The sequence below is a fragment of the Oceanobacillus indicireducens genome, assembly GCF_014647195.1.
GTDB lineage: Bacteria > Bacillota > Bacilli > Bacillales > Amphibacillaceae > Oceanobacillus > Oceanobacillus indicireducens.
Genome location: NZ_BMOS01000015.1, coordinates 15397 through 32153, shown reverse-complemented (window position 1 = coordinate 32153; position 16757 = coordinate 15397). Strand labels below are relative to the sequence as shown.

Sequence of the window (16757 nt, the reverse complement as noted above, 5' to 3'; positions counted from 1 at the left end):
TCCTTTACTCTCTATATTTGATGACTTCTTTAAAATCGGAAATTAAACCATACCGATTCTCTACTGCTTTTTCCTCATCAACAGGTATAATCAATAATTCATCCAACGATACGGACTGTGGCGGATTTACTGCATTCACATTGGTCAGCATATGATAATTTCCTATTCTTTGACCTATTTCCTGTGCTTCTTTTGTTAATGACCAATCAATAAACTCCTGTGCAGCTTCTTCGTTTTGAGCATTTGTCGTCATAGCGATTGCTTCGACTTCATACGTTGTCGGCTCTGTCGGATAAATAATATTTAACTCAGTAAATCCTTCATTCTTCAGGCGCATGGCATCGTGTGCAAACATAATCGTTGCAGCACTTTCCTTATAACCAATAAATCTTCCGGTTGAATCTTCTGCCAAAGTATAATCGGTCACATTCTGATTGATATTTTGCACCACACTCTTTGTTCGCAAATTTCCATATAATTCATCAAAGAGAGCAATCGTAAGGTACCCTGCTTCTGTTGATTCTGGATTCGGCAATGTCAGCCAGTTCTTATACTCTACCCGTTGCAGATCACTCCACCTCTGCGGATTACTGACTCCTTGTTCCACATGCCATTGACGGTTGATCACAATGGCCAGGACACCTACACTGATTCCAGTCCAATACCCTTCTTCATCCTTATATATTTCATCGATTTCTTCTCTGTATTCCGAAATATATGGTTCCAAGAGTCCTTGCTGTTTCGCATCTTCCATTAAAAAAGACGATCCACCATACCAAATATCAAATTCTTCTTCTCCATTCTCCAAAGATTGAAGAATTTCGAGATTACTTTTTCTTTGAAAAGAAATATGGATACCAGTATCTCGTTCAAACTGCTCTGCAATTCGAATCATGTAGGCTGTATCCATTCCGGTATATACCTGTAATACTTTCTTTTGCCCAGCCTTGTTGCAACCAGAAAGAAGGAGAAGAACTACGAACAACAGCATTGTTATTTTTCGCATAGCATCTCTCCTTTCCTTCTATTTAACCTTATGCTGGTACAACATGCAACGAACGTTGTGAAAATGTCAGATTTACACTATCGCCGTCATAATAAACTTCTTTCCCGCCCGGATCTGCAACAACTGCATGCAATTGAATACCATTAAAATCTAACTCGTATTCTTGTATCTGTCCCATAAACACACTTTTAAGAACCTTCGCAGATTCTGTCCCTTCCTTATCTAGATTGATTGCTTCTGGACGAACGACCACTGAAACAGATTGCCCTTCATGAAATGTATCCGCATTCTGCTGTAAAACTTCGATAGTAGTTTGTTTCGTTTTTACAAAGAGACGATCCGATTCTTTCTTATCTACAACCCCTTCTAAGAAGTTAGCTGTCCCAATAAAATCGGAAACAAATTTTGTTTTTGGCTTTTGATAAATTTCCATCGGCGGTCCAACTTGTTCAATACGCCCTTCATTCATAACAACAATACGGTCACTCAAACTCATCGCTTCACTTTGATCATGTGTTACATAAATTGCTGTAATACCAAGTTTTTTCTGGATACGGCGAATTTCATCACGCATGGTAATCCGAAGTTTGGCATCTAAATTGGATAACGGTTCATCGAAAAGCAGTACTCCAGGCTCCATTACCAATGCCCGGGCAAGCGCAACACGCTGCTGCTGACCGCCAGACAATTGGTTTGGCATTCTGTTTTTATTTACATGTAAGTTCATAATATCCATTACAGGTGTCACTCGTTTTTCAATTTCACTTTTACTTAACTTTTTCAGTTTTAGTCCATAGCAAATGTTGTCATATACGGACATATGCGGAAACAATGCATAAGATTGGAATACCATTGTACAGTCTCTTTTATTTGCAGGGATGTTTTGAACATTATCCTCTCCAAACATGATTACGCCGTTCGATAGTTCTTCAAATCCGGCAATCATACGCAATGTAGTTGTCTTTCCACATCCGGAAGGACCTAATAGTGTTGCAAATTCTCCTTTTTCAATATGCAAACTGACATCATTAACTGCTGTCATTGTCTTGCCTTCATCATCGGTAAAATGTTTCGTTACATTCTCTAACTTTACGGATTTTGCTGACATGTGTTATCCCTCCAAGTATTTAAGTCGTCACAGAATCTTTTGAAGCAATTTCTGCACCTGTTTGTTGATCTTTTCTTAACTTCCATTTACCAGTAAATAAAGAAGTTAAGCCATTTAAAATTAACATCGCGACAATCATTAAGATAATCAATAATGTACAATATGCACTTGCAACGCCAATTCTTCCTGACTCTACTTGCGCTAAGATAGAAGCAGTAATCAGGTTATATTTGGCCGAAACCAGGAAGATTACAGCGCTCATCGCTGTCATACTTTTTACGAAAGTGTATACGATTGAACTGAAAAATGCCGGTCGAATCAAAGGCAGCACGATGGAAAAGAAGGTCTTGGAACCGCTCGCCCCCAGATTTGTTGCCGCTTCTTCTATCGAAGGATCTATCTGTTGAAGCGAAGTAATCCCGGACCGAATTCCCACTGGCATCGCACGAACAATGAATGCAGCGATAATAATCAATGCTGTCCCAGTAATTGCTAACGGCGCCTGATTAAACGCCAAGATATAAGAGATACCGATTACAGTACCTGGAATAGCCATAGAAAGCATGCTAATCCCTTCCATTAATTTTTTTCCTGCAAATCTTTTACGAACAATCAAGAATGCAAGAATCATTGCAAATAGTCCTCCAATTGGCGTCGCAATAATGGATAGTCGTAAAGTGTCTCTAACTGCTTTTTGACCGATAGAAAACACATAATTATAATGATCTAATGTAAAGCTATAATTTACACCCCATAGCTGGATAAACGATCCAATAGGAACTAAGATATAGAATAAAATAACAGTTCCCGATAAACCGAAACAAATGGCAATCATCACTCGGCGAAACATACCTTGGGAAATCATTTTTCGAACTCCAGTTGGTTTTCCAGTAACTGTGACATAATTCTTCTTCCCAATCCAAAAATTCTGGAGTACATATAAAATAACTGTTACACTAAGTAAAACCATTGCAAGAGCTGCTCCAGCCTGCATATTATAGCTTCCAACTGCCTGCATATAAATCTCTCTCGCCACCGTATTATAATCTCCCCCAATGGTCATTGGGTTCCCGAAATCAGCCATCGACTGAATAAATACAAGTAAAAAAGCATTTCCAATCCCCGGAACAGATAATGGCAAGGTTACTTTCTTAAATGTCTGCCATTTCGTAGAACCAAGATTATCACTTGCTTCTTCCAGAGAAGGGCTAATGGATTGCAACAATCCTGCTAAAACTAAGAATGCTACCGGGAAATAGGTTAGGGTTTGGACAAGAATCAAACCATGTAATCCATAAATATTTGCTCCTTCTATACCAAGCAATGTCTCAGAAATAAATCCTCCTCTTCCAAAAAGAAGAATTGCTGATAAAGCAATAACAAACGGAGGAGAAATTACTGGTAAAATTGCAATTCCGTTAAATAATTTCTTAAATGGAACCTTAATATAAGCTAATGTATAAGCAAAGAAATAAGCAATTGCTGTTGATAAAATAGAAACGATGACTGCTAAAACCAATGAATTCGTTAAAGCACTGGTTAATTGTCCGCCGGCAAATACCCTTTTATACCCTTGCCAATCTACTTCACCATTGGATATAAAACTGGATAAAAAGATTTGGAAAAGTGGATAGACAATAAATACAATGAGCGTCAGCATAACCAATACAACAAGCAATAACAACATTGGTTGTTTGACTAATCTGCGTATGTTCTCCTTCATAAAAAGCTTTCACTCCTTTTATGTTGAAAAGGGAGCTGACAGCTCCCCATTCTCAACGTTTTCTATCTCTAGTTATTTACTTCATTATCCCAGCGGTCAAGAATTTCTTGACGACGTTCTCCAGCCTCTTTCGGGTCTGAATCTAATAGATTGATCTCATCTAAATCTGGAGCTCCTTCAGGCGGAGTTGCAGAGGGATGTGTAAGACTCTGGAAATTATCTGATTCTTGACCAACTTCTTGTGCTTCTGGTCCTACAGCCCAATCAACAAATTCTTGAGCCAGTTCTTCATTTGGAGCTCCTTCAATAATACCGACTCCTCCAATTTCAAATCCTGTACCATCCTCTGGGAATGAAAGGACGATGTCATCAAATCCTTCTACTTGATACTTAACAATATCATGTGCAAACAAAATTCCTGCTCCTACTTCATTCATACCAACCATTCTTCCCGGTGCTGAACCGCTAGTCGTGTATTGTTGCACTTGCGGATGAAGTTCCTCCAAATACTCAAAACCTTCTTCATCTCCACCTTTTGCACGAAGAATCGAATATAATGCTGTATAAGCTGTACCTGATGAACTTGGATGTGCCATAACTATTTGGTTCTCATACACAGGGTCTAGCAAGTCATCCCAACTTGTTGGAGCTTCTAAACCATTATCATCCAAGAAATTCTGATTTGTAGCGAAACCAATCGCCCCTACATAAATCCCAGTCCAAAAATTATCGGGATCTCTATATTCCTCTGGGATATCTGCTGCTTCGGGGGAATTATACGCATGTAACAGGTCTTCTGTTTTAGCAGCTTCAAATGTGTCTGCTGGTCCGCCATACCAAATATCTGCCTGCGGATTATCTTTTTCCGCGCGGACCTTTGCTAAGATTTCTCCAGCTGACATACGAACCATATCGACATCGATTCCTGTATCCTGTTGGAACTTGTCAATTGCAGCAATTGCATGATCTTCCTGAAATGCAACATAAACGGTTAACGTTCCACTTGGACTATCTCCGCCGTCTGCTCCATTTGAATTATTCGATCCGCACGCGGCTAGCAGAAAAACAGCTAATAATATAAATAATAATTTTATAGATTTTTTCAATGTAACTACCTCCTTTTTTCTTATGTCTTAAGTTTACGTGTATGCGCTTCCACATTCAATGCCAAATGAATTCCTTTTGAAGCGGCATAAAATTAGCAGGAGAGTATAAATCATCGTTTTATAAACTGATTTCAGATAATTACTAATTAACTTCAGCCACTGATAGAGGATGGCTAGCGGCCAAGCGCAATAATAGCTTTCTGAGCAAGTACTTTAACAACTTGTATAAAAAGACTTATTAAACCTTTAAGTCTACGGGTGTAAACTTGGTGAAGGATTCCCGCCCACGACAACGATATCACCTGGTTTTATCATTACTTTCTTAAATTATGTATATAACTCCATATGTGCGCGTTTACACTATCAATAGTAATTTATTTCCTTTTGAAACTGCAGTAAATTGGTATTGAATACTTACTATAAACTATATAATTTAAAATAAATTTTTTAAGATGTACAAAATAAAAAAACCTCTTTATTATGCAGTATAGAAGTTTTTCAACATTCCTTTCTGTTTAAATAAAGAGGACATAACAAATTCAGTTATTACTGCACCAACCACCCAATCAAAATTCCAATAATCTGTAAATCTGTATCTCCAAATGTTGTACGTGTATAACCTAAATCCTGTAGATAACTTAATAACGGAATCGGTAGAATCGTAATAACCATCCCATGAACAATACTCATACAAATAAGCGCCTTGATTCCTCGTAACTTATAAGCAATAACTCCCGCAGCGCCACCCGAAAAAAAATGTGGAATAACGCCCGGAATAATAATGGTATACTGCACCGCAGCCATACCAAACATCACACCAAGTCCACCTAAAAAGCTGAGCGTAAACCCAACCATCGCAGCTAATGGAGCGTAATTGAATAATACCGGCGCATCTAATGCGGGGATAGACCCCTTGATCCATCTGCTTGATACCCCTTCAAATGCTGGCAGAATTTCAGCAATCATCATTCGTACTCCTGTTAATATACAGTACATTCCAGCTGTAAACCACAAAGATTGCACAATAACAAAAATGATAAAATTTTGATCATTAAACAAGTATTGAATAGCATCTCTTTGGGCAAAAATAGCCGCAATAAAAAAGAGCAGAAATGAAAATATACTAATAATCAACACATGATCATACATAAAAGGCTCCAGTTTTCGGATGAATTTCGGAAAATCTCCTTTTTCTTCTTTTCTTTTAAAAAAACTTGTGCTTAAAATACCTGTCATAAAGTAGCCAACACTGTTAAAATGACCAATCGCAATCGATTCATCGTCTGTGACACGTTTGACAAACTGCTGAACCAGCGCAGGCATACAGGACATCATCAGCGCTAACACGATACCGCCAAAAACATACACCCACCAGCCGTATTTAGAAGCATGTAGAACAGCCACAATAACTGCTGACATAAAAAGTACTTGATGTCCTGACAAGAAGACATACTTTAATCTCGTAAACCGGGCTATTAATAAATGCCCGACCATTCCAATCGAGATGGTTATCGCGATTTCTCTTCCGTAATTAATCTGTACTAATGCCGTTATCGCTTCATTATGCGGAATCATGCCAATCATATTAAAGCTGTCTTGAATCATCACTGCTAAATTGGAAAGGGAAACATTGGCAGCAGAAGCCCCTATCTGCAACAATGTTACCCCTACCATTACTTTCACGGTTCCGCTGAGGACCCGAAAAAAACCTGCTCTGGCAAGTAATAGACCTATACATGTAATAGCACCCAACAAAATAGCAGGTTCTCCGATAAACCCCCTTGTAAAACTTTCAAATATATTCATACACGCTCTCGCCACCGCTTCACAGTATTTGCATTTTCTAAGCTTTCTTTTACTAAAGCTCTATCTGCAATAAAGGAGAGCCCAAGGATTTCTGTTTCTTTTACCCGCAAATGCTGTACAACCTGCTTTGCCCCGATAATCAAATCTGCTTTCATAAAGGAGGCAGCACTTACATCCGATTGTTCAACAATGACATCGTCTAACTCCCATTCTTGAAAATGCTGTTTTACTTGTAATTTCAAAACAAGACTTGTCCCTAAGCCACCTGAACAAACAACTAATACCTTTTTCATCTGCTCCCCTCCTCATACTCCAACATCCAATTCCATATTACATCTATATTTTGCTCATGTCGCAATTTGCTTAACAAATCCTTAGAATTCACTACGTCCAGCATCATCTCCACAGCAGTAACATGCTGAATCTTATCTTTGGCAGCAAGCAAAATGATCCACCATACCTTCTCCCCACCTCCACCGAAAGCAATCGGCTCTTCTAATGTCATAAACGCAAAACCAGTCTTCTTTATCGATGCACTGTTCAAATGAGGGAAAGCAACACCCGGAGCTACGATAAAATGATGATCCTGTTCATTAATCACTTGAGCCAATTCCTGTTCATATGTAGGTTCAATGACACCTTGATTCACTAAAGACCGGCTCAATATGGACAGCGATTCTCTCCAGTCCTGAACCCGATTTTTTAAATGGATGCATGCAGGTGATGTCAGCGAAGTAACTTCAGATCCAGCGGCTCCCTGATTTCCGCTGAAATAGCGGTATAAATCATTAAATAATTCTCCCTCATTCAGTACAATGGTATGTTTTTTTACAGATTGATAAATTGTCATTACCGTTTCTACAACCGGCAGCTCTGTGCTTGCCTGGTAAGTTCCTCTTCCAATGATTCTTTCTAGATTTTGCTGATCTGTTAATGACAATAATGGATTCACCTTCACATAATTAACTTGAAGCTTTTGTGTAAACGGAACAGTCGTAACAATTAGGTCAACATCTTTTTCCGTAAGCTGATATGCTTCCTTCACAGAAAATTGCCCTGTTATATATACTTGTGGAAATAGCCTTCTCATGGTGCGTTCGAGCAATCGTGATGTTCCTAAACCGGAGCTGCAGACTATCGCAATCCGTTTACTCGGGAGCTGTGGCTCCTGCTCCATTCCGGCACATAAATGAACAACAATAAAGCCAATTTCATGTCTATGGAGATTTGTTAAGCCCCAATGTGGATTCTCCTCAATAAAATTCTTCACTTGTTCAATATATTTATGATACTCTTTTTCCAAGTTATCAAAATAAGGGTTATCAATATGAATATTATACTTCACCCGATACATCGCTGATTGCAAATGCGTAGAAAGGCCAATAATAATATTCTCCCGGTTGCTTAAACGGAAGCGATTCTCCTGTTCAAAAGTTGCTACTATCTCCCCGGATAAAGACTGATATTTAATCCAGTGATCTCCTTCTCCGCTTAAACGCCTCGCTCCAAGCAGATGCATAGAGATATAAGCTAATTCATTTGAAAGCCTATCAGGATTGTCTTTTAACCCCATTAATTTCATAAAACCTTGTTTGACTGTTTTATACTTTTCATTCTCTAAAATCTTCAACTCATCATCTTTATCAAAATCAACTATGTATTCTTCTAATTGAATCCTTTTCCATTGGACAGCACAATTTAGAAATAGCTCATATTTACTTGCATCAATAAACGCGAGCCCACTCAGCTCCTCTACTTGCTCAATCCAAAATATGATACTATCCACATCAACATCTGCTATCATATTCTCTAAATAATTTTCATTAAGTGAAGCGGGTATCGCTCTTGTTACATATAGCTCCAGGATTTCTTCCTCTGTCCACTGTTCCTTTAATAGATCCAAGAATAACACCCGCTTATTATTTTCCGCCCCTACTAAAGTAATTTGTTTATTTTCCCTCAATAGTCGTAATTTATAATCCGCCAGTTCGTCTTTTAAATGATTATAATCATTTTGAAATGTATTTAAACTAATCTCATAATCTTCAAGAAGCTCATCCACTCGTATAAACGGGTTTAGCAATAAAAGCTTTTGCATATCCAATCTGCGCTGTGCTGCACTTAAATAATCCTTTTGCTTAGACATCGCTTCCTGAAGTGCCTGCTTCTGCTTTTCCCCTAATAGAAGTCGTGCTCCATACTTGCGATGTCTTTCTAAACTAAATCCAGCACCAATGTCCATTAACCATGTTTCAATCTCAAGTAAGTCCTGCCGAATCGTCCTGGGAGAAAGCTGATATGGTTTGTTCAAATCAGATAAGGAAACAAAAGCTTCTTCTTCCATTAATTGTTCTAAAATCTTTTTTTGTCTAGATGAAAGCATCTCATTCCCTCCACTCAATATAATTAATCGCTTTCTTAACCTAAATTGAAATATTCAGAAATAAAAAGCATTAACTCGTACCACTATGTATTCTTTAAATACAAGGATGTAATCTTTGTCATTTTTCTTGATAGTATACCATCTTTCGACAAGTAAATCTTCTATATAAGGAATAATCCATAAAATCCAGACAATAGTGCAGAATAGTTATTCTAAAGATGTAATGAATTGAACCCATAGTCAACAAGTTTTTTACCGTAAAGCACCCCTGTATGTACCATTAAAGTTGGATCAGCTTATTCTTAAGATAGCATTAAGTTCATGCCGGTAATTTATACTATATTATTAAAAAGTCTTGAAAGCTACAAATAACCTTGTACCCTCCAAGACTCTCCTTTTCACTGTCTTACACCATATAAAAATCTAATACATAAGTAGACTTAAAGTCTCTATAATCATCCATCCGGGTATAGAATTACTAAATGCCTCGATAGCAAGGGTGATGGCTGTGAATAAAAAAAGTCTGACAGAATGAACTTATATCATGTCATTTACTTCCCATAGCCTATCGATTGGGAGAAGAACCAAAGTTTATTATAATCATCAAAAGCAGCATACAAAAATACAAGCAATAACCTTCGTGCATTTTTACTGGAAGAAACAATATTTTAGAAATTCAAGGCACATTTTCCAATATATATATGTTGAATTTAAGTTTTCAAGAATATCGACTGTGAAACTAAGCTCTTTGAAATACTGAATGTCTTGCTCATCACTTTGATTTTTTCACACCAAAGGTTGCAACTTCTAGCACGTATTAATATATGCCATGCCACTCCCTAAGATAAATAAACGGTAAAATTAATCTTTTATCAATTTCTTCCCATTTTTGTAGTCTTCGTCCATTATCTCTTTTGGAACCATACTCCCTCCAGTCGCCCAAGCTACATGTATAGCATTATTCATTTTATTTACTAATCCCTGTTTTTCTAGGTACTTCCTTCCGTTTTCTGCCTGCATCAGCAGACCGGGTCCATAGATACCAGCAGAAGCAGAAGGTTCAAGAGAAATTCCCTCCGAATCTTTTATAACGCTTAATAAAGAATATAAATGATTATCACTTACTGTATAACAACCACTAATTAAATTGTTTAATATTTTACCAACAAAGCCAGAAGGCCTGCCAACAGCAAGTCCATCCGCTATTGTAATATTATCAATACCAAAATCCTGAACGGATATGTTGTCATGTTCCCCAGTAAGTAATCCAATGAGCATACATGGTGAATGAGTTGGTTCTGCAAAAAAGCAATGAACATGATCTTTAAATATCAGTTTTAAGCCGAAAGCAACTCCACCTGGTCCGCCACCGACACCACAGGGAAGATAAACAAACAACGGATTATCTTCATCGATTACAATACTTAACTCTTCTAATTGTTTTTTCATACGATAGGCTGCAACAGCATATCCCAAAAATAAGTCAATTGAATTCTCATCATCTACAAAATAACTTTTCTCATCCAACTTCTCCTGTTCTCTCCCACTTTCAACAGCTTTTCCATAATCAGCTTCATGCTCAACTACAGTTACACCAATGTCTTGTAGCATTTTCTTTTTCCATGTTTTTGCTTCGCTGGACATATGAACTGTAACATTAAACCCCAGCTTTGCACTGATAATTCCAATGCTTAAACCAAGATTCCCTGTTGATCCTACAATAACGGTATAAGTAGAAAAGAAGTCTTTAAACGCTTGACTTTCAATCTTACTATAGTCATCTTCTAAACTAAGCATATTATTTTCAATCAACAAGTCTTCCGCATACTTTAAAACTTCATAAATTCCACCCCGCGCTTTAATGGAACCTGATACCGGTAACATATTATCACATTTTAAAAGCAAATCTCCATCAATACTTTGATTAAAGATTTTTCCTAATGATGCCTGCATGTTATTTATTCTAATGAGAGGGGATTCAATGATTCCATCAAGCTCCTTCGTTTCCGGGAAAACCTTTGCAATATACGGGGCAAATCGCTTTAGTCTCTCCTCCGCTTCTCTTACATCCTCTTCCTTCAAGGTGATTTCCTTCATTGCTTTTTCAAAAGGTAAGTAACTGTTAGATTTCCAAAATACTTCTTTAGTAGAAATAATCCGGGTCATTATGGGAAAGAGTTCCATCCATTCTTCTTTTGTCTTACCCGCTATTAGATTATTATTCATTTACGGAACACTACCTTTCAAGATATTAAAAATAGAAATAGATAGACTCGGAAAATAGTTCAATCTATTTCTTAATAACATTTACAAGCATGCTTATTTCAGTAGATGCATATCATATTTGTCTAACATAAAATTCAGTTTTACCTATAATGCTTCTTCTTTATAGTAAACTCCTCTACTACTTCCTGATTCACTTTAAAACCAATCCCCACGGTCTTTGGAACCTCAATAAAACCATTCGAAGCAACAACTTCGGGTACGATAATATCTCTCTTCCAATAGTGATTCGATCCAGCTGTATCTCCTGGCAACGTAAAGTTCGGTAAGGTTGTTAAAGCAATATTATGTGCTCTTCCAATCCCGGATTCCAGCATTCCACCACACCAAACCGGGATACCTTTTTTTTCACAATAATCGTGGATTTTCTTTGCCTCGGTTAAACCACCAACCCTGCCAATTTTAATATTAATGATTTTCGTGCTGCCTAACTCTACCGCTTTACGGGCATCCTCCAACGAATGAATACTTTCGTCCAGACAAATTGGTGTTTTCAACTCATTTTGTAAATGGGCATGATCAATAATATCATCAGACGCTAAAGGTTGTTCAATCATCATTAAATCAAATTTATCCAGTTGTTTTAACAGATCTATATCTTCCAAACTATATGCTGAATTCGCATCGGCCATGATTGCTATTTTGGGGAATCTATTACGTAATTCATGCAGGACCTCAATATCCCAACCGGGCTTAATTTTTACCTTGATCCTTTTATAACCTTCTCTCACATAGCCATCGACCAAAGTAATAAGGTCATCTATCTTTGACTGAATACCAATACTAATACCAACCTCAATCTGTTCCTTTTTCCCTCCAAGGGCATCCGCTAAAGACTGATTCGTTTGTTGGGCATAAATATCCCATATTGCTCCTTCAATCGTGGACTTCGCCATATTATTTTTACGAATTGAAGTAAAGATTTTTTCACTTACTTCGTCCGGGTGTCTAATCTCTTTATTTATAAGAAGTGGAATTAGAAAGTCCTCAAGTATATGCCAGTTAGTATATAACGTTTCCTCATTGTACCATGGGGAATGGAATGCAACCGACTCCCCCCAGCCAATTGTACCGTTTTCATCTACCGCTTCAAGCAACAAAAAGTCTCGCGATTTAAATGTTCCGAAACTGGTCGTGAAGGGGGACTTTAATTCCATTTGCAAATGACGAATTGTAATATCTGTAATTTTCATCGCTTTGTTCCTCCAAGCTTTAATGTATCTTTTTTCACAAAAATATACTTCGCATGCGTGTCCGCTACTTCAAGACTCACTGCTGCATAATCTTTTTGAAACATACGAACAAACTCTTTCCTCGTCTTAATTCTCCAATCTATTGCTCTCTCAGGACTTTCCTTCTTTAATCGCTGAAAGTCCTTTGGCACAGCAAGGGAGTATGCTTCGGCAAAAAAATTATCAACATTACCAACTTTAAACGCAGGTAGCCCTCTATCATCAAACATAATCGTGTTCAGCGGAGTAAGATTACCGGTATAAACTCTTTTTCGCTCCGTCACATGCGGACTATTTAAATACCAATGAACTTCAAAGCGATCGGAAGGGAGACCTTGATTTAAGCCATCCTGCATATCACCGTAGCAATTTTCCACATACATATAACAAATTCCATGCAGTTTTGTCAGATTAAGATAAGCATTGCGTGTTTCCAAGGGGTCAAATGTCCACTTTATACAATCATACCCCTTTGCAATCGCAATATCTCGCTGTTTTCTTTTCAGCATTTCACCAATTCCCTGTGATCTGTATTCTTTATCAATTCCCAACATATGTGAACATAAATAAACACCCCCTTCTTTAAAACCCGGAAATCCATAGCTGAAACCTACAAGCTTTCCTTCCATATATGCACCAATCATCATTCCACCATTTTTCACGGCTGTTAATGTTTGATGGATTGGAATATTATTCATTCCCCAAACTTGCCTTTCAATAGCCTGAACTTCTTTCAATTCCACAATGGTTGTTAGTTCCCGTAATTCAATCATATCTCTCGCTTCCTTTTACATAGTCTAAAGCTAAAATAAGCGCCTTTGTTATAATATCAGCCCCAGTTGGCAACCGTTCCGTATTCAATGTCATTTTCGGATGATGCAGTCCTGGCGATACGCCGCAACCAATACCGAGCATTGTTGTTTTTAAATTAGGGTTGGAGAAGGTGAAGAAGTGGAAATCTTCACCACCTGGAGTTACGATTTCCTCTGCACATTTGTCTTCCCCCACAGTTTCTATAATTGCTTGTTTCAAGATACCACTAGCTGTCTCATCTACCTCAGCTGCTGCGATATGAGTTTCCACATGATATTCAATGTCCACATCATACATCACTTTCAACGCTCGTATGATTTTATCTAATTCATCTGTTAGAACATCCATTGTTTGATTACTTTGTGCTCGAGCATCTATACTGAAAGTAGCAGTACCTGGAACGATATTAGTCGAGCTTCCTCCTGCCTGGAGATGAGTCATTTTTATTGAAGCTGATTCCGTTGGACTAAGCCAAATACGTTTCAATCCATCGACAAGACCAGCTGCAACCTCTATTGCGTTAATTCCTAGCTCAGGACGAGCCCCGTGAGCTTCCATTCCAGTTATTTTTCCTGAAATTAATTTTGCTGCCCCGTGATGTAAGCCAGGGGAATAAGTTCCGTCATCGAGCTCCACAAGCGGTCTTACATGAATTCCAAATAAAAACTGTAATGGATCAATAATCCCTTTGCCCACTAACGCTTTTGCGCCCTGCGCCTTTTCTTCCGCTGGCTGAAAAATAATTCTTACTGCACCAGGTAATACAGACTCTATCTCTTTTAATAAAACTGCCACACCAAGTGCAACTGTCATGTGGGCATCGTGACCGCAGGAATGGTTCGCTTGAAAAACTCCATCCACTTCTTGCCATAATGCATCCATATCAGTTCGAAAGCCTACTTTTGGTAGCCCCTTACCAATATCAACATAAAGCCCTGTCATATTTTCAAATCTTTTTGGCACTAACCCTTTACCTTTTAAAAAGTTTTCGAGATACGCAGTCGTTTCAACCTCCTTCCAGCTTACTTCTGGATTTTCATGTAAATGATTAAAAACTAATTCCAGTTCTTCAGAAAATTGTTCTCCAATCATTTTTTCAACTCCCTATTAAATCTATATTTTACGAAGAGAAATCATGTTCATATATTTTTTCCCAGGAAATGACTAATCTATATCCCTGCGAAGCATATACTTTAATAATTAAAAATATGAAGTATAAACTTTTTTAAAACATATCACGAATAAAATAATCAGTCAATTGGAATAATTTATATTTTAATAACTTGTGTTTTTTTGAGATTAAATAAAATTATCTGTAAATGGTTATTGACCTTAAAACAAGAAGAATATATAATGGCGTAAAGTATTAACTTTAAATATTAAAAATATTGAAGCAACGGCTTCAAACAAGAGGAGGGTAAAATGCAAGATTTTATTAAAAGGATCAAACATACAAACAACTTGTCACCTAGCCAGGAAAAAGTAGCCCGATATATTATTGACAACCCGGATCAAGTAGTGATTTTAACTGCCAAAAAAATTGGAGAGAATGCAAAATCAAGTGAAACAACAGTTATCCGGCTTTGCTATACTCTAGGGTATTCTGGATACAATGAGCTGCAAACCGAATTTAGGATGTTCTTATTGCGTTCAAGTAAAGAAGAGACTTTACAAGAATTTCAGGATGTATCCTATCATCCAACTTTAGGAAATGGATTTGTCGAGGCAGTGCTTAAGGAAGAGGATAAATACCGGCAGATGAAACAATGGAGTGACCCCCTTATTCAAGAAGTCATTGAAACCATCAATCAAAAAAAATATATCACTGTAATTGGTGTAAGAACCTCATATGCAGCAGCCCATTGGCTTGCACATACACTCAATATTATACGAGGAGATACAATTCTTTATCAAAGTCAAATCGGAGACCCTAATCTGCTCCTCTCTAACATAAATAACGATAGTCTTATTATTGCATTTTCTTTCCCGAGATACACGACAGAAACACTTAACTTTGTAAAAGCAGGAAAAAAAAGAGGGGCAACAGTTATCGGAATTAGTGATCATGAGTTATCACCATTATTCTATATTAGTGATATTTTTTTGAAAGTACTTACACCTAAACCAACACTGACAAAAGGGATGAGCATCCTTTTCTCTTTGTTAAATGTAATCATCAGCGGAGTCATCATGACAAGAGAATCAGAAGTTGATGAACGTATGGAAGCATACAACCAGTCAGGAGTGGATTTGCAACTTTTTTAAAAATAAAAGCCAAAGGAATAAAATCTAAAAGTTATCATGTCAGGATCTTTTCACTTAATCTTAATCACTCGGTAACGGAGGGTAAAAAATGGAGAAACATAATTATGCAGACTGGGAAGAAGATCCGCGCTTTAAGCAATGTAACCGAGAGTTTATTGCTACTTTAATATTGTTTGCCTTTAATGTTGTCCTTGTTATCGGCCTATCCATGGCACTTGGACATGGAGTAAGCGGTGAAGATATGACAATGGTCTTTGGGCTACCCGCCTGGTTTTTCTGGGGAGGGTTCGGGGCATCCGGTATATTTTGTATAGCATCCATCATCATGGTTATCTTCTTCTTTAAAGACATGTCATTAGATGCTGATGATGACAGTTATCAAGAGTAAAAATAATAGGTTTAAGGAAGAGGTGAAGTATAGTGAGTTGGGAAGTTCTGACGCCAATTATTATTTATATCTTCGTAACATTCCTTATTGGTATTTTTGCGAACCATCTTTTAAAAAAACGGAACGCCGAATTTAAGGAAGACTATTACGTCGGTGGTCGTAGTTTGGGCCCACTTCTTTTAACTTTTACAATTTTAGCTTCCGCAGCAAGTTCCGGAACATTTATAGGAGGTCCTGGAGTCGCATATGATGTTGGTTTTGCCTGGGTGTTGGTACTGGTAACCCAAGTTGGTATGGGAGTATATATCTTAGGGGTATTAGGGAAAAAGTTTGCAATTATTGCAAGAAAAATTAACGCCGTCACACTATCGGACTTTTTGCAAGCCAGATACAACAGCAAGCTTGTTGTTATCGGTAGTGCAATAGGTATTGTTATCTTCATGACAGCATATATGGTTGCACAATTTGTAGGTGGTGCCATTATTTTAGAATCGGTAACAGGGCTTCGTTATGAGGCAGGATTAATCCTTTTTGGTGTTATTCTTGTTATCTACACTACTATAGGCGGGTTTATGGCAGTTGCTTTAACAGACGCCATTCAAGGATTAATGATGATTCTCGGTGGTCGCCGTATCATTAAAAAA

14 protein-coding genes are annotated in these 16757 nt (G+C 37.6%); 3 read left to right on the top strand and 11 right to left on the bottom strand.

What is annotated here, in order from left to right; genetic code table 11:
- Positions 1–4: 4 nt before the first annotated feature.
- The 11 genes from IEX94_RS11530 to IEX94_RS11480 all read right to left on the bottom strand — a co-directional run bounded on the left by IEX94_RS11530 (position 5) and on the right by IEX94_RS11480 (position 14552).
- A complete protein-coding gene (locus IEX94_RS11530; RefSeq protein WP_188857556.1) occupies positions 5–1006 on the bottom strand; it encodes an extracellular solute-binding protein in 1002 nt (333 codons plus the stop codon).
- Between the two features lie 28 nt (positions 1007–1034).
- Positions 1035–2114, bottom strand: coding sequence for an ABC transporter ATP-binding protein (locus IEX94_RS11525; RefSeq protein WP_188857553.1), 1080 nt, complete (start codon positions 2112–2114; stop codon positions 1035–1037).
- A gap of 19 nt (positions 2115–2133) precedes the next feature.
- Positions 2134–3837, bottom strand: a complete 1704-nt coding sequence (locus tag IEX94_RS11520; RefSeq protein ID WP_188857551.1) for an ABC transporter permease — start codon at positions 3835–3837, stop codon at positions 2134–2136.
- Positions 3838–3905: 68 nt separating this feature from the next.
- On the bottom strand, positions 3906–4943 hold the full coding sequence (locus tag IEX94_RS11515) for an ABC transporter substrate-binding protein (protein ID WP_188857548.1): 1038 nt from the start codon (positions 4941–4943) through the stop codon (positions 3906–3908).
- 546 nt (positions 4944–5489) lie between these two features.
- A complete protein-coding gene (gene ulaA / locus IEX94_RS11510) occupies positions 5490–6749 on the bottom strand; it encodes a PTS ascorbate transporter subunit IIC (RefSeq protein WP_188857545.1) in 1260 nt (419 codons plus the stop codon).
- Entirely contained in the window at positions 6746–7042 is a 297-nt protein-coding gene (locus tag IEX94_RS11505) for a PTS sugar transporter subunit IIB (RefSeq protein ID WP_188857543.1), read from the bottom strand. The genes ulaA and IEX94_RS11505 overlap by 4 nt, the downstream gene beginning before the upstream one ends.
- The gene (locus tag IEX94_RS11500) at positions 7039–9132 is read right to left on the bottom strand and encodes a BglG family transcription antiterminator (protein WP_188857541.1); all 2094 of its coding nucleotides are present in this window, start codon (positions 9130–9132) and stop codon (positions 7039–7041) included. Before IEX94_RS11500 ends, IEX94_RS11505 begins: the two co-directional genes overlap by 4 nt.
- A gap of 861 nt (positions 9133–9993) precedes the next feature.
- The gene (gene dsdA, locus IEX94_RS11495; protein WP_188857538.1) at positions 9994–11358 is read right to left on the bottom strand and encodes a D-serine ammonia-lyase; all 1365 of its coding nucleotides are present in this window, start codon (positions 11356–11358) and stop codon (positions 9994–9996) included.
- A gap of 140 nt (positions 11359–11498) precedes the next feature.
- Positions 11499–12608 (bottom strand): o-succinylbenzoate synthase, encoded by a 1110-nt coding sequence (gene menC / locus IEX94_RS11490; protein ID WP_188857535.1) that lies wholly within the window; start codon positions 12606–12608, stop codon positions 11499–11501.
- Positions 12605–13420, bottom strand: coding sequence for a GNAT family N-acetyltransferase (locus tag IEX94_RS11485; RefSeq protein ID WP_188857532.1), 816 nt, complete (start codon positions 13418–13420; stop codon positions 12605–12607). The genes menC and IEX94_RS11485 overlap by 4 nt, the downstream gene beginning before the upstream one ends.
- Complete coding sequence (locus IEX94_RS11480) at positions 13413–14552, bottom strand: amidohydrolase (protein ID WP_188857529.1); 1140 nt, start codon at positions 14550–14552, stop codon at positions 13413–13415. Before IEX94_RS11480 ends, IEX94_RS11485 begins: the two co-directional genes overlap by 8 nt.
- Before the next feature lie 330 nt (positions 14553–14882).
- Here IEX94_RS11480 and IEX94_RS11475 point away from each other — a divergent pair, with 330 nt between their 5' ends.
- The 3 genes from IEX94_RS11475 to IEX94_RS20415 all read left to right on the top strand — a co-directional run.
- Positions 14883–15725, top strand: a complete 843-nt coding sequence (locus tag IEX94_RS11475; protein ID WP_188857526.1) for a MurR/RpiR family transcriptional regulator — start codon at positions 14883–14885, stop codon at positions 15723–15725.
- An 88-nt stretch (positions 15726–15813) separates the two neighbouring features.
- Positions 15814–16113 carry a DUF997 family protein gene (locus IEX94_RS11470; RefSeq protein WP_188857524.1) on the top strand — a complete coding sequence of 100 codons (300 nt, stop codon included), beginning with the start codon at positions 15814–15816 and terminating at the stop codon, positions 16111–16113.
- Positions 16114–16145: 32 nt separating this feature from the next.
- Positions 16146–16757 (top strand): sodium:solute symporter family transporter (locus tag IEX94_RS20415; RefSeq protein ID WP_505817626.1); only part of this gene is annotated, 612 nt, incomplete at its 3' end.

What these genes read in the sequence shown, in the direction of transcription:
- IEX94_RS11530 (WP_188857556.1), bottom strand. Translation starts at nt 1,006, where the DNA reads ATGCGAAAAATAACAATGCTGTTGTTCGTAGTTCTTCTCCTTCTTTCT.
- IEX94_RS11525 (WP_188857553.1), bottom strand. Translation starts at nt 2,114, where the DNA reads ATGTCAGCAAAATCCGTAAAGTTAGAGAATGTAACGAAACATTTTACC.
- IEX94_RS11520 (WP_188857551.1), bottom strand. Translation starts at nt 3,837, where the DNA reads ATGAAGGAGAACATACGCAGATTAGTCAAACAACCAATGTTGTTATTG.
- ulaA (WP_188857545.1), bottom strand. Translation starts at nt 6,749, where the DNA reads ATGAATATATTTGAAAGTTTTACAAGGGGGTTTATCGGAGAACCTGCT.
- IEX94_RS11505 (WP_188857543.1), bottom strand. Translation starts at nt 7,042, where the DNA reads ATGAAAAAGGTATTAGTTGTTTGTTCAGGTGGCTTAGGGACAAGTCTT.
- IEX94_RS11500 (WP_188857541.1), bottom strand. Translation starts at nt 9,132, where the DNA reads ATGCTTTCATCTAGACAAAAAAAGATTTTAGAACAATTAATGGAAGAA.
- dsdA (WP_188857538.1), bottom strand. Translation starts at nt 11,358, where the DNA reads ATGAATAATAATCTAATAGCGGGTAAGACAAAAGAAGAATGGATGGAA.
- menC (WP_188857535.1), bottom strand. Translation starts at nt 12,608, where the DNA reads ATGAAAATTACAGATATTACAATTCGTCATTTGCAAATGGAATTAAAG.
- IEX94_RS11485 (WP_188857532.1), bottom strand. Translation starts at nt 13,420, where the DNA reads ATGATTGAATTACGGGAACTAACAACCATTGTGGAATTGAAAGAAGTT.
- IEX94_RS11480 (WP_188857529.1), bottom strand. Translation starts at nt 14,552, where the DNA reads ATGATTGGAGAACAATTTTCTGAAGAACTGGAATTAGTTTTTAATCAT.
- IEX94_RS11475 (WP_188857526.1), top strand. Translation starts at nt 14,883, where the DNA reads ATGCAAGATTTTATTAAAAGGATCAAACATACAAACAACTTGTCACCT.
- IEX94_RS11470 (WP_188857524.1), top strand. Translation starts at nt 15,814, where the DNA reads ATGGAGAAACATAATTATGCAGACTGGGAAGAAGATCCGCGCTTTAAG.